Source organism: Microlunatus sp. M237 (assembly GCF_056896895.1).
The window spans coordinates 89319-102591 of sequence record NZ_JBXHBL010000005.1; the positions used below are offsets into that span (position 1 = coordinate 89319).

A 13273-nucleotide genomic window follows, 5' to 3' on the forward strand; every position below is an offset into this window, starting at 1 on the left:
GCCGTACGACTTGACCTTGACAGCGTGACAAGGTCTGTACTGACGGCTGGAGGTGGTCGAGATGACCCGACACAACGCAACCGCTGCCCAGAAACTGACGTCCGCGCTGGAGAGTGCCGACCCGTCGGCCCGGCTGCAGGCCGCGCTCACCGCGGGCGTGCACCCGAACCCGGACTACATCGAGGTGCTGGTTGCCCGGTGCGCGGTGGAGCCCGACTTCTACGTACGCGACATGCTCACCTGGGCCCTGATCCGCCAGGACCGCACCGTCACCGTCGACCGCGTGCTCGTTGAGCTTGCCTCCGAGGTTCCGCAGGCGCGGAGCCAGGCCCTGCACACCCTGTCCAAGCTCAAAGACCCGCGCACCTGGGAAGCGCTCTCTCCTGAGCTCATGCATGACGACAACGACGAGGTCGCCCGTGCGGCCTGGCGGGTGGCGACCGGCGTGGTTCCCGACGGCCTCGAGCCGGCGCTGGCCGAGACCCTGTCGACCCAGTTCAACCGCGGCGGGCGCGAGGTGCAGCTCAGCCTCAGCCGCGCCTTCGTCGCGCTCGGACCGGCCGCCGTGGCCGTCGTCGAGCGCGCGTCGGGACACCCCGACGCGGGAGTCCGCGCGCATGCCCTGGCGACCACCCGGATCATGGAGAATCCAGACGAGGGCTTTGACGCCGCCATTGCAGAAGCGAGACGGACCGTGGCGCTGCTCGGGGCGCCGCTGGTGGTGGAGGGACACGATGCTGATCGGTGAGGTCGCTGAGCTGTCGGGTATCAGCGCCCGGATGCTGCGGCACTACGACAGCATCGGCCTGGTCTGTCCGACCGGGCGTACCCACGGCGGATATCGGCAGTATGTCGAAGATGATCTTCGCCGGCTCTTCCAGGTCGAGGGACTTCGCTCTCTCGGACTGAGCCTTCGTGAGGTGGCCGACGCTCTCGGCGACGCCGCCTTCAGCCCGGCAGCGCTGGTCGACTCGTTGATCGGCCAGGCACGCGAACGTCTCGCCCGCGAAGAGGAGCTGCTGGCCAGGCTGGCTCAGGTGCAGGCCAGCAATCCGGCCGCATGGTCGGAGGTGATGCACACGGTGGGACTAATGCGACGACTGACCGCCGGCGATCCGTCGAGCCGACAGCGCGTCGCCCTCTCCCTCACCAGTGAGCGCGACGGCGACGCGGCTCCGCTAGTGGCGGCGGTGCTGGACGAACGCGACCCCCATGTCGCCGGCGCCATCGCCTGGGCGTTGGCCCGCATCGGTGACGAAGCGATCCCGTTCCTGGCCGAAGCGCTTGACTCGACCAGCGCCGAGCAACGACACCGGGCGGTCGAAGCGCTGGAGAAGATCGGCTCTCCGGCTGCCACCGCGGCATTGGCGGCCGCAGTCGGCAACGCCGACCCGGTCGTCAGCGCCCGCGCCGTGCTCGCCCGCGCCGCCCACGGCACCGACGACACGATCCCTGCGCTCATCGCTCTGATCGTCGACGGACGCAACGACGTTGAAGCCGCCGACGCGCTTGCGGCCCTCGCCGCGCAGCAACCCGGCGCGGACACCGTTGCCGCCGCCGTCGCCGACGCGCTGCCGGGCGCCTCAGCGACGGGTCGCCGGCGGCTGGCCGCGGCGCTGGCCGAGCTTGCCGGGCCCTGCGCGCAGCGCTCCCTGGAACGACTCGCCGACGACCCCGACCCGGGCGTGGCCGCCACCGCGACCTTTCTGCTGCGCGAGCGGCGCGAGTCGTGACTTCCGCCCCGGGTCGGCAACCGCCCCACCGAACCGACGGGGATCCGCGGCTGCCGGGGATACCTGGGCTGGTGGTGGGTAACACCATTTCGACGGCCCCGGCTGACTTGAGCAGCCAGGTCCGACCGGATCATCCCCAGTCTTGGAGGCAACCGTGCGACCGACACCACCATCTCGGGTCTCGACCCTCGCCAGATCGGCCGCCATGGGAGCGGGGTGCGGCTTGGCCGGCGTTGCGGTGATGACCGCCAGCGAGAAGGTCGAGCAGGCCGTCACCGGCCGACCGAACTCCTACGTCCCGGCGCGTACGTTGCTGACGATGCTCGGGCGCCGACCCGGCGACGACCAGACGCCGGTCGGCTGGAACCACCTGATCCACTGGGGGACGGGTGCGTTGCTCGGCTCACTGCGCGGGGTCTGGGCCGTCACGGGCATCCGCGGCCCGATGGCCAACGTCAAGCACACCTTCGTCCGCCTCGGCTTCGACCAGACCCTGGAGAACGCGACCGGCGCCGGAGCCCCACCGACCTCCTGGCCCACACAGGAGCTGGTCGTGGACGTGCTGCACAAGGCCGTCTATTCGGTGGCGACCGGGATCCTCGCCGACCGGCTGATCACACCCGTCCTGGAGTCCCGCCGAGGAACCATCAGCCACTGAGCCACCGCGACGCCCAGCTCACCCGGACAGGGCGTCGACGAACCAGCGGGTGATGCTCGTCGGGTGGGTGATCGCCGTGCCGACGCAGACCGCGAAGGCGCCCCGGGCCAACGCCTCCCCCGCCTGGGCCGGGGTGTGGATCCGGCCCTCCGCCAGCACCGGCACCGCCAGCCGCTCGACGCAGGCGGAGATGAAGTCGAGGTCGGGTCCGGTGGTCAGCGGCCGACCGGGGACGTACCCGGCCAGGGTGGTGCCGATGAGGTCGGCCCCCGCCTCAGCGCAGGCCACCGCGTCCGCCACGCTGCCGCAGTCGGTCATCACCAACGCCCCCTGCTCGTGCACCGCGGCGATGCTGTCGGCGAGCGGCCTGCCGTCCGGACGCGCCCGCCGGGTCCCGTCCATCGCGACCACCTCGCAGCCGGCCTCGGCCAGGGCCTGAGCCTGGCGCACCGTCGGGGTGATCCGGACCTCATCGGGTCCGCCGTCCTTCCAGATGCCGATGATCGGGATGCTCAGCTGCGGCCGGGCCGCGACGATCCGGGACAGCCCTTCGAGCCGGACGGCGCGGGCACCACCGAGACGTACCGACTCGGCGATCCGGGCGATCGACTCCTCGTGCTGCAGCGGCTCGCCGTCGTACGCCTGACAGCTCACCACCAAGCCGCCGCGCAGCCGTTCCAGCACCTCAGACATCTCCGCCCTCCGATTCGGCCAGCTCTGCGAACACGCGGGCGCCGGCACCCAGGATCGCGCCGGATCCGGCGAACCGGCTGGGCACCACCGCCGGGGCTCTCACCGTCCGACCCGATCGCGTCTGGCTCGCGTGCCGGATGGCCTCGACCAGGCCGGGGATCGCAGCCACCCCACCGGTGAGGACGGCGATCTCGACCCCGGCCACCGCAGAGGTGGTGAGCAGCACATCAGCAGCGGCCTCGACCGCGTCGGCGAGCACGGCGGTGGCGTCCGGGTCGCCCGCCGCGGCGGCGCGTCCGATCTCCTCGGCCGAGCAGGCCCGGCCGGTCCGAGCCGCATAGCGGGTCGCCAGGCCCCAGCCGGAGCAGACCGCCTCGGCATGACCCGTTCCGCCACAGGCGCAGGGCACACCATGGGCCGCGGTCGCCGGCAGATGCCCGAGCTGGCCGCCCCAGCCATGGCCCACCACCCGGCCGCCGTCCAGGACCGCCCCGCCCAGCCCGGTCCCGATGGCCAGCACGGCCAGCCGCTCGCGTCCCGCGGCGGCACCCCAGCGGTGCTCCGCCCGGGCGTGCGCCACCACGTCGTTGTCCACCGTCACCGGCCGCCCCAGCGCGGTGCTGAGGTCGTCGGCGAGTGCGGTCCCGGCCCAGCCGCGAAGATGATCGGTGGCGGCGAGGACGGTCCCGCGGTCCGGGTCGATGGTGCCGGCACTGCCCACCCCGACGCCGGCGACCGCGTCGGTCATCACGGACCGGGCCAGTCGGGCGGCGGCGGTCACGATCGCCTCCGGGCCGTCGTCCGCCGGCGTACGGACGGTGATCATCTCGCCGTCCAGAGTGCCGTCCGGTCGCACCCGCGCCGCGGCGATCTTGGTGCCGCCGATGTCGATCCCGACGGCGGTGATCATCGACTGCTCCGCGTCCACCACCCCCGAACGCTATCGCGCCCTACCAGGCGAGCGCACCGCGCCGGGGGACGCCTCGCGGTGCCGGGCGAACATCGGACCACGGTCGTACCCGGCTAGGCCCACGGCGGCGCGGCCCTCCCCCACGACGGGCCCGCACTCCGATGTCACGACAGCCCGCGCTGCCTAGGTTGAATGCCGAGATGACCGCCCTTGTGCCCGAAAGGCAATTGTGAACACTTCCCTGTCCCCCACCGCGCAGTACGCAGCGGACGAGACCTCGGCCACCGTTGCCGCCAGCACCCTCAACCTGACCAAGGTCTATGGCAACGGGCGTACCGCGGTCCGTGCGCTGGACGGTGTCAGCGTCAACTTCGCCCGGGGTACGTTCACCGCGATCATGGGCCCGTCCGGCTCCGGCAAGTCGACCCTGATGCACTGCCTGGCCGGACTCGACAGCATCACCGAGGGCCGGGTGTTCCTGGCCGGTGCGGAGATCAGCGCCATGGGTGATCGCGAGCTGACCCGGACCCGCCGCGACAAGGTGGGCTTCGTCTTCCAGTCCTTCAACCTGCTGCCGACCCTCACCGCCCGGCAGAACATCTTGCTGCCGCTGGACCTGGCCGGCCGCAAGGTGGACGAGGCGGCTCTGACCGAGCTGGTCACCTCGCTGGGCCTGGAGGGTCGCCTCGACCACCGCCCGAGCGAGCTGTCCGGCGGTCAGCAGCAGCGGGTGGCGATCGCCCGCGCCCTGATCTCGCGACCCGACGTCGTCTTCGCCGACGAGCCCACCGGAGCCCTGGACTCCAAGAACGGTCAGGCGCTGCTGGCATACCTGCGCAGCGCCAGCCGGGAGCGGGGCCAGACCATCGTCATGGTCACCCACGACCCGCTGGCCGCCTCCTACGCCGACCGCGCCCTGGTGCTCAACGACGGGCGGTTGGTCGACGACCTGGACGCCCCGACCGCCGACACCGTGCTCGCTGCGATGAAGTCGCTGGGGGTCTGATGTTGCGCAACGCATTGCTCGAGATCCGCTCGCATCCCAGTCGGGTTGCGGCCGTCGGGCTGTCGATCATGATCAGTGTCGGCTTCCTGGTCGCCTGTCTCAGCTTCCTGGCCACCGAAAGCGCAGCCATCGGCGACCAGGTGGCGGCCCGGACCTCGGTCAGTGACGCGGTCGTCGAGACCACGGAGAAGACCCCCGGCGAATACCGCAACGCCATCGCCAGCACTCCCGGCGTCGAGTTCCTCGAGCCCATCTACAGCGGCTACGCCGAGTTCGTCGGCGCAGAGCGCCGCGGGACGATCAAGCTCGACAGCCTCCCGACCGAGACCAGGTTCCGCTGGGCCGACCTGGCCAGCGGATCCTGGCCGGCCGACGAAACCCAGATCGCCGTCAGCGGCGCCACCGCATCCAGCCACCAACTAGCCCTGGGTTCGACGCTGAAGCTCGACGACGGCATCGACAACCCGGGCCGCACCGTCACGGTCAGCGGCATCACCGACGAGGAGGGCTCGATGCTCTCCGGGGTCGGCGACTCCGGTTTCGCTCACCTCGACTACTTCAGCCAGCCCGACGCTCGCAGCTTTGCGACGTATCTGATCGCCACCGCGCCGGGCAGCGATCCAGAAGATGTGGTGACAGCGCTGCGCGCCGCGCTCCCCAGCGACGCGGACGTCAACACCGCCGCCGAGCTGACCGATCGAGCCGTGACCAACGTGACCAACGGCGCGGATGTGCTCGGCTATCTGCTGCAAGCCTTCGGCGCGATCGCACTGCTCGTCGGCGCCATCATCATCGCCAACACCTTCGCCATCTTGATCGCGCAGCGGCGGCGATCGATCGGCCTGCTCCGCGCCGTCGGCGCGGACACCCGCCAGGTGCGCCGCGGCATCCTGGCCGAGGCGCTGATCATCGGTCTGGGTGGTTCGCTGGCCGGGGTGGTCCTCGGGGTGCTGATCGCGGCAGTCGCCAGCGCGATCAGCGGCTCTCTCGACCACGGCCTGACTGTGCCGGTTGGGCGGGTGCTGATCGCCGCACTGATCGGGCTGCTGGTCACCGTGGTTGCCGCCCTGGCACCCGCGCGCCGCGCGATGCGGGTGACGCCACTCGAGGCGCTGCGTCCGGTGCTGGATGCCGAGGGCACCCGCCGCCGACGCTGGTCGACGGTGATCATCTCCGCACTGCTGCTGGTCAGCGGCACCGCCATGGTGGCGGCCGCGCTGCTGACCGACCTCGGCCCGTTGCTGCTGGCCATCGGCGGCTCCGCGCTGCTCGCCGTCGGCATCCTCACCGCGGCACCGCTCTTTCTGCCGCCGGCGCTCACCGCGGTGGGCCGGGTCGCCGGGCTGACCGGATCCACCGGGCGGCTGGCCGCAGCCAACACCGTCCGCAACCCGGGGCGAGCGGCAGCCACCTGCGTGGCCCTGATGCTCGGCGTCGGGCTGATCGTCACGCTGCAGGTGGGGGCGGCCAGCATCAAGACCACCGTCAACGAGACCGTCTCCTCCGAGCTGCCGGTCGACATCGTCGTGTCCGACACCACTGGGACCTTGGACCCGAAGGTCGCCGATCAGATCGCCGCCATCGAAGGCATCTCCGCCACCATCCGGGTGCCGCAGGTGCGGGCTGCGGTCACCGGTGCCGGCGACCTCGACGAACTGGTCGTGGCCGGGCTCGGTCCGGACGCCACCACGGTGGTACGTGCCGGGCTGGAACAGCTGCAGGGCGACGCCCTGGCCCTGGTCCACCCGTACACGCTGCAGGAGCTGCAGCTCACCTCGGGGGCCCAGCTCACCGTCAGTCATGGCGGTCGGACGGCCACCTACACACTGCAGGCCAGCGGGGTCGCCGACTACGACATGCTGGTGGTGACTCAGCAGGGGCTCGCAACTCTGGATCCGGACGCCCCGGTCGGCGCGGTCTGGGCGACGGCGCCGGACCGCAACCAGGCGGCAGCGGTCATCGCCGACGTCAATCACGTGCTCGCCGGTAGTCCCAATCTGGTGCTGCGCGGCACGCTGGAGGAGGCGGCCAGCCTGAACTCGATGATGGACACGTTGCTCGTCGTGGCCACCGCCATGCTCGGGGTGGCGGTGCTGATCGCGCTGATCGGGGTGAGCAACACCCTCGGTCTGTCGGTGGTCGAGCGCACCCGCGAGTCGGCACTGCTGCGGTCGCTGGGCCTGCAACGACGCCAGCTGCGCGCCATGCTGGCCATCGAGGCCGTCATGTTGGCCTTGGTCGGGGCGGTCGTCGGGATCGCCGCCGGGGTGCTGTTCGGCGTCGTCGGTACGGCTGCCATCGCACGTGAGTCGGGACTCGGCGCGGCACGGTTCGAGATGTCGGCGCCGCAGACCGGGGCGGTGGTGGCGGTGGCGGTGCTGGCCGGCGCGCTGGCTTCGGTGCTGCCGGCCCGGCGGGCCGCGAAGTCGGCGCCCACCCAGGCGCTGGCCGAGGTATGAGACCGATCGGTCGAGGGTGGGGGCGACCCTCGACCGATCTCAGTGGCGGACGACCTCCCGGTCGGGACGGGTCGGCCCCGTCCGCTCCGCACGCTCCGTAGGCCCCGTGCGCTCCGTAGGTCCCGTGCGCTCCGTAGGCTCCGGGCGACGCAGGACCAGGGCGCGGAGCGCGCGCCGCCACCAGGGGACGTACCTCCGATGTCGGCGGGCTTCGGCGACGAGGCGCTCGTTGGCCGCCTCGGCGCGGTATCGCTGCTGCCGCTCGGCGGTGAGGATGCTCACTGCATAGTCGGAGTTGAGACTCATGACGGGGACCTCCATCGATCGATGGAGCCAGCCTCGCTCTGAGTCGGGGGCCGCCACATCGGCCGAGCTCCCCATCTTTTACGGCGAAGGGCCGGTCTGAGTCACCTCAGACCGGCCCTGCCCACCTCAGATGCGGATCAGATCAGCTCAGGGCTTGTCGTCCGTGGTGAGATCCAGCCAGTCGAGCTGTGCCTGGGACAAGCTGATCGCCAGCGCCTCCGTCGAGGTGCGGGTCTCGGCCAGGCTGCGCGGCCCGATCAGGGCGAACGTCGGGAACGGCTGGTGCAGCACATACGCCAGCGCGATCGCGGTGGCCAGCACCCCCATCGAGTCGCCCAGCTCGGTGGCCCGGCGCAGCCGCTCGAAGTTCTCCTCGCTGTAATAGCAGCGGACCAGCTCGGCGTCGGCGGTGTTGTCCGGATGCGCCCGCCCCGGAGCGAAGAACCCGCGAGCCTGCGACGACCAGGGCAGCAGCGGCACCTCGTGGGTGGCGAGCCACGCCTTGGAAGCAGGGTCGGTGACGTGGCGGCAGCCCGCCCACGGCACGTCGTGCGCACGGGCCAGACCGAAATGGTTCGACAGCATCGACATCGGCGCCTTGTCGTGCGCCCGGGCATACCGGTTGGCTTCGGTGAACCGGTCGATGGTCCAGTTGGAGCCACCGTACGCCCGGATGCGCCCCGCCCGGCGGTGCTCGTCGAGCACGTCGACGAACTCGCCCACCTCGATATCGAGGTTGTCGCGGTGCATCAGATACAGGTCGACGTGGTCGGTGCCCAGCCGGTCCAGCGTCTCCTCCAGCTGACGGGTGATCGACTCGGGGTCACAGTGCGGGGTGTGGGCGCCCTTGCCGATCACGACCACGTCGTCGCGGTTGCCGCGGTTGGCCATCCAGCGGCCCAGCAGCTTCTCCATCAACCCGCCGCCATAGATGTAGCCGGTGTCGAAGGTGTTGCCGCCCCGCTCCACGAAGTCGTCGAACATCACCGACGCATGGGCCAAGGTGAGCTGGTTGTCGCAGCCCATCACCAGTTGCGAGACCGGCTTGTCGAGGCCCGGGATGCGGCCGTACGGCATTGCCGGGCGGTCGCGGCCGATCCCGACGCCGAGCGCCGACGCGGTCACCGCCGGAATGTTCGCCGTCGGCTGCTCGAACGGATAGACCAGCTCGATGGCTGCGCGCCACGCGTCCAGCACTCGGGCGTTGCCGAGCGAGTCCGCCCAAGACATCTCCGGCGACTCCAGCGCCTCGCCGCGCAGCCCGACCGCGTCGGCCTCCAGCGCGTACGCGTACGCCGGGTCGGTCTCCTCGGTCCGGGCCGTACCGTCGGCGGTGGTGATCACGATCTGACCGCGGTCCTCAGGCGAGATGACCCACGGGTTGGGCAGCACCAGGTGACCCCGGGAGCCATAGACGGTCACGGAGTTGGTGTCGCCGGCCCGAACCCCAGTGGTCACCCGTGCGGTGACGCCGGTGGCGAAGGTCAGGTTGGCCACCGCCCAGGTGTCCACGCCGTCCTCCACCGTGCCCGCCGCGGTCACGTCGACCGGGTCGAGGAACCTCTCCCCGACGGCCGCACCGGCGATCAGCCGGGCGATCGAGACCGGGTAGCCGCCCACGTCGAGGATGCCGCCGCCGGCGAGGTCGGGGGTGAAGAGCCGGTGGCCCGGCGCCGGAGTCGCGTTGAAGGCGAAGGAGGCCTCGATGCTGATCAGCTCACCGACGACCTGCTCGGTGATCAACCGGCGGAGCAGGGCCGTCTGCGGGTGGAAGCGATACATGTACGCCTCCGCCAGATACACCGAATGGTCCCGGGCGGCCTCCAAGGCTGCCATCGCCCAAGCGTGGTTGACCGCCAACGGCTTCTCACAGACCACATGCTTGCCGGCCGCAACGGCTCGGATGCTCAGCTCGTGGTGATTGGTATGGATCGTGGAGATGTAGACGGCGTCCACCTCCGGGTCGGCGAGCAGCTCGTCATAACTGCCGTAGGCCGAGGGTGCGCCGAACTCGTCAGCGAACGAGCGCGCCTTCTCCAGGCTGCGGCTCGCGGCGGCCTGCAGGCGGCCGGTCTGGCTGTGCGGTAGTTGCCCGGCGAACCGCTTGGCGATGCTGCCCGGACCGAGGATGCCCCATCGAACTGTCATCTCGTTGCTCATTGTCCTCACTGACATTGGTGATCTGATGAATTCGATCCCAGTCTGTCAGGTCGGGACGCGGGGCCACCAGGGGTTCTACCTGGTGATCTTCTTCGTCTTGGCGGAGGTGGCGCGACCGGTGTTGGTGTCCGCCTTGCGCGCGGTGACCTTCACCGACAGCTTGTGGCCCACGTCGGTCTTGGTGATCTTGTATGTCTTCTTGGTGGCCTTCTTGATCGACTTGCCGTCCCGCAGCCATTGATAGCTGAACTTCGCCTTGCTGGGCGTCCAGGTGCCGGGCTTGGCGGTCAGCTTCTTGCCCTTGCGCGCCGTCCCGCTGATCGTGGGACCCTTCTTGGCCTTCGGCTTGAGAGTCGGCCGGGTCTTGGTGGCGACGCCCTGGCCCTGGCTGCCGACCCGATTGTGCAGGTGCAGCAGCAGCAGCTTGGTGGAGTCCTTCACCACCCGCCGGGTCACGGTGATCCCAGTCGAGTTGTCGGCCAGCAGCACAGAGGAGGCCGGGCGGCCCTTCTGGGAGAACCACATCGGCGGGTCGAAGACGTTGAACCGGACGGGCTTGACCCGGTCGACGACGTAGGACCCGGAGCGGGCCAGGTTGGGTGCATACATCGACAAGGTGCTCACCTGATAGGTCAGCGTGGTCGACCGCGACCGGTCGGTGTAGCCGAGCGCCTTGAGCCGCACCGGCAGCACCGCCACGCCGCTGTCGAAGACGGAGCTGTCGGCGGCGATGGCGTTGAACGGCTGGGTGTCGACCACGGCGTCGTCGCGGAGGCGATAGGTCAGCACCACGGTCGCGTCGGCGTCGTCGCGCTTGGCCAGCACCGTCTCGAAGTCGGGCGTGCCGTCGCCGTTGGTGTCGATCAACACGCTCGGGGTGTCGTTGAAGCCCGGGTTGGCGTTGGGTGCCTGCAGCTGGACGCCGAAGGAGACGAAGCCCGAGGCCGGGTTGCGCAGCAGCGGCGCAGTGGATGAGGCACCCACAGCCCGGAGGTCCGAGGCGGCCAGGGTGGTCCGCGCGGAACCGTTCGGGAAGGTGAGCGCACCGCTGGTGGCACCCAGCACGAACGGCGCCACCTGGGCCTGGAACGCCGATCGGCCCGAACCCTGCTTGAGGGTGGACCCGGACAGCTTCAGCGTGGCTGACTTCGCCTTGGTCGAGGAGAAGGTGAGGGTCGAGCCCTTCATCGAGCTGACCGGCTTGGCCGCCGCGAAGACCCCGACCCGCAGCGGGCTGGTCGCGGTCGTCGGGGTGAAGGTCACCACGCCGGTGGCGGCGGTGACGAAGTCGCGGACCTTGCCGGCCTGGGTGGCCGGCTGGGTGGGGTCGAGGGCGCGCCGCAGGTCGGATGGTCGGCGGATGGTCATCGTGACCTGGACGGTGGCGCTCTTGCCCGGCTGCACGGTCACCGACGTGGCGCTGACGCCGAAGGCCACCCCCGGCTGGGTCACCCGGGCGGCGTACGCGACGCGGTAGGAGACGGCGGCGCTGCCGGTGTTGGCGATGGTCAGCGCCCGCCGCTGGGTGGTGGCCGACGCGACCTCGAGCACACCGAAGGAGGCGGTGACCAGACCGGGGTTGGCCACCGACGAGACGGTCACCGAGTTCTGCACCGCCTGGAGGGCGTCGATCCGGCCGGTGCCCTGGGCCAGCAGCCCGTAGCCCTTGCCGGCGGCGTTGCGCAGGTCGTGGGTGGCGGTGTTCATCAGGCCGGCCTTCACCTGGGCACCGGTCCAGCGAGGATGCGCCTGAAAGACGAGGGCGGCCACGCCGGCAGCATGCGGCGTCGCCATCGAGGTGCCGCTCATCCGCTGCGTGCTGGTGCCCGAGCCGGCGCGGGCGGAGACGACGTTGACACCGGGAGCGGCCAGATCGGGCTTGACCACATCGGCGTACGACCCGTGCACGCCGCGGGAGCTGAACGGGGCCAGGGTGTCGGTGGCGGTGGTGCTGCCGGCGGAGGCGGCCACGGTCAGCGCCCGGGTGGCGTTGCCAGGGCTGCCGCCCACGTCGACCGCGTCGCCCGCGTTGCCGGCGGCGATGACGGACAGCACGCCGCGGGCGGCGAGGGCGTCGACCTTGGCGTTGTCCGGGTCGTCGGCGGCGGTGTAGTCGGAGCCGAGCGAGAGGTTGACCACGTCGATGTCGACGCCGTTGGTGAGCTGCTTGCCGACCCAGTCCAGCGCCGCGCCGGTCAGCGCCGTCGAGCCGCCGTTGTCGCCGAACACCTTGAGGGCATACAGACCGGCCTCCGGTGCCATCCCCGGTCCCAGGTCGAAGGCGCGGATGCTGGCGGCGGTGAGCGAGGTGTACGCCCCGGTGTAGCGCGCGCCGCCTTGCACGCCGTAGCCGGCGACCGTACCGGCGACGTGGGTGCCGTGACCGCCGCCGCGACCGTCGATCGGGTTGGCGTCGGCGCGGGGCTTGAGGTCGGCGGCCGAGGTGGAGTCCGCGTCATAGCTGGGTCCGGCGAAGTCGTGGCCGCCGCGGTATTTGGCCGTGGTGGCGGGAGCGGTGGTTCGGGCGACGGCGGCGTCATAGGCAGCCTTCGTGCCCGGTCCGCCGAAGTCGGCGTGGGTGTAGTCGATGCCGGTGTCGATCACGGCGACGTTGACGCCGGCGCCGGTGCGGCCCGTCTTGGTCCAGGCCTCCAGTGCGCGGGAGTACACCGCGGCGGCGGCGTTGGTGGGCGCGGACGTGCCGAGCGCGGTGTCGACCGGCTTCACGATCGTCTTCGGCACGATCGGGGTGATGCTGACCACGTCGGAGCGACGCGCGAGCGCGCGGGCCACGGCCGGGGTGGTGGTCAGGGCGACGCCGGGCACGGTGTAGGTGCTGGCGTAGAGGGTGGACGTGCGTCGGTCGCTGGACAGCGCCGCCCGCTGCACGGCGGTCACGTCGGCGGTGATGGAGCGGACCCGAGCCCGGGCCGCTGGCGAGATCCGGGTGCCGATCAGCCGTCCCCGCTTGGTCGCGGCGTCCACGCTGAGCGCGCCGGCGCCGGACGTACGCACGAAGACGGTGACTGTCGCGTCGGTGTTGCCGGCCCGCAGGCTCGCAGACAGCTTCGCGATCGGCCCGTCGACTGCCCGCGGCTCACCTCCGGACGGTGGTTCAGCGGCGGCCGGGCCGGCGACGCCGGTGATGCCGAGCAGCAGGGACAGCGAGACGACAGCGGCGAGTCCGGTCCGTCCCAGAAAGCGGACCGTGCGGGTGGTGCGGCGTACGGTCGAAGGGGACGAAACGGGCACAAGGGCTCCTGAGCAGAACAGCGAAGACGCCGCCACTATGGCCTAGTTCGCTCCCGTACACCTAGCGCCACACCAAACCGTGACCCGCGCCTCAGC

The 13273-nt window shown here is 71.0% G+C and carries 9 protein-coding genes and 1 pseudogene; 5 read left to right on the top strand and 5 right to left on the bottom strand.

Annotated features, from left to right (window positions below):
• Positions 1-61: 61 nt before the first annotated feature.
• From AC1XX3_RS18135 to AC1XX3_RS18145, 3 genes are all read left to right on the top strand, one after another.
• A complete protein-coding gene (locus tag AC1XX3_RS18135) occupies positions 62-748 on the top strand; it encodes a HEAT repeat domain-containing protein (protein WP_483322584.1) in 687 nt (228 codons plus the stop codon).
• Positions 735-1733 (top strand): HEAT repeat domain-containing protein, encoded by a 999-nt coding sequence (locus AC1XX3_RS18140; RefSeq protein WP_483322585.1) that lies wholly within the window; start codon positions 735-737, stop codon positions 1731-1733. Before AC1XX3_RS18135 ends, AC1XX3_RS18140 begins: the two co-directional genes overlap by 14 nt.
• A gap of 241 nt (positions 1734-1974) precedes the next feature.
• Positions 1975-2391 (top strand): hypothetical protein, encoded by a 417-nt coding sequence (locus AC1XX3_RS18145; RefSeq protein WP_483322586.1) that lies wholly within the window; start codon positions 1975-1977, stop codon positions 2389-2391.
• An 18-nt stretch (positions 2392-2409) separates the two neighbouring features.
• Here the strand turns inward: AC1XX3_RS18145 and AC1XX3_RS18150 are convergent, their stop codons facing one another.
• Positions 2410-3084: an N-acetylmannosamine-6-phosphate 2-epimerase gene (locus tag AC1XX3_RS18150; RefSeq protein WP_483322587.1), complete on the bottom strand. Its 675-nt coding sequence runs from the start codon at positions 3082-3084 to the stop codon at positions 2410-2412.
• Entirely contained in the window at positions 3077-4015 is a 939-nt protein-coding gene (locus AC1XX3_RS18155) for an ROK family protein (RefSeq protein ID WP_483322588.1), read from the bottom strand. The genes AC1XX3_RS18150 and AC1XX3_RS18155 overlap by 8 nt, the downstream gene beginning before the upstream one ends.
• Positions 4016-4277: 262 nt before the next feature.
• Here AC1XX3_RS18155 and AC1XX3_RS18160 point away from each other — a divergent pair.
• Together AC1XX3_RS18160 and AC1XX3_RS18165 are read left to right on the top strand one after the other, a co-directional pair.
• A pseudogene (locus AC1XX3_RS18160) lies at positions 4278-5000 on the top strand (ABC transporter ATP-binding protein); the annotation flags it as partial.
• Complete coding sequence (locus tag AC1XX3_RS18165; protein ID WP_483322589.1) at positions 5000-7459, top strand: ABC transporter permease; 2460 nt, start codon at positions 5000-5002, stop codon at positions 7457-7459. The pseudogene AC1XX3_RS18160 and the gene AC1XX3_RS18165, both read left to right, overlap by 1 nt.
• Before the next feature lie 39 nt (positions 7460-7498).
• On the opposite strand, the gene AC1XX3_RS18170 is transcribed toward AC1XX3_RS18165, so the two are convergent.
• From AC1XX3_RS18170 to AC1XX3_RS18180, 3 genes are all read right to left on the bottom strand, one after another.
• Entirely contained in the window at positions 7499-7765 is a 267-nt protein-coding gene (locus AC1XX3_RS18170) for a hypothetical protein (protein WP_483322590.1), read from the bottom strand.
• A gap of 147 nt (positions 7766-7912) precedes the next feature.
• Complete coding sequence (locus tag AC1XX3_RS18175) at positions 7913-9913, bottom strand: aldo/keto reductase (RefSeq protein WP_483322591.1); 2001 nt, start codon at positions 9911-9913, stop codon at positions 7913-7915.
• A gap of 87 nt (positions 9914-10000) precedes the next feature.
• The gene (locus tag AC1XX3_RS18180; RefSeq protein ID WP_483322592.1) at positions 10001-13177 is read right to left on the bottom strand and encodes a S8 family serine peptidase; all 3177 of its coding nucleotides are present in this window, start codon (positions 13175-13177) and stop codon (positions 10001-10003) included.
• Between the last annotated feature and the right edge of the window lie 96 nt (positions 13178-13273).

What these genes read in the sequence shown, in the direction of transcription:
- AC1XX3_RS18145 (WP_483322586.1), top strand. Translation starts at nt 1,975, where the DNA reads ATGACCGCCAGCGAGAAGGTCGAGCAGGCCGTCACCGGCCGACCGAAC.
- AC1XX3_RS18165 (WP_483322589.1), top strand. Translation starts at nt 5,000, where the DNA reads ATGTTGCGCAACGCATTGCTCGAGATCCGCTCGCATCCCAGTCGGGTT.
- AC1XX3_RS18135 (WP_483322584.1), top strand. Translation starts at nt 62, where the DNA reads ATGACCCGACACAACGCAACCGCTGCCCAGAAACTGACGTCCGCGCTG.
- AC1XX3_RS18150 (WP_483322587.1), bottom strand. Translation starts at nt 3,084, where the DNA reads ATGTCTGAGGTGCTGGAACGGCTGCGCGGCGGCTTGGTGGTGAGCTGT.
- AC1XX3_RS18175 (WP_483322591.1), bottom strand. Translation starts at nt 9,913, where the DNA reads ATGACAGTTCGATGGGGCATCCTCGGTCCGGGCAGCATCGCCAAGCGG.
- AC1XX3_RS18170 (WP_483322590.1), bottom strand. Translation starts at nt 7,765, where the DNA reads ATGAGTCTCAACTCCGACTATGCAGTGAGCATCCTCACCGCCGAGCGG.
- AC1XX3_RS18140 (WP_483322585.1), top strand. Translation starts at nt 735, where the DNA reads ATGCTGATCGGTGAGGTCGCTGAGCTGTCGGGTATCAGCGCCCGGATG.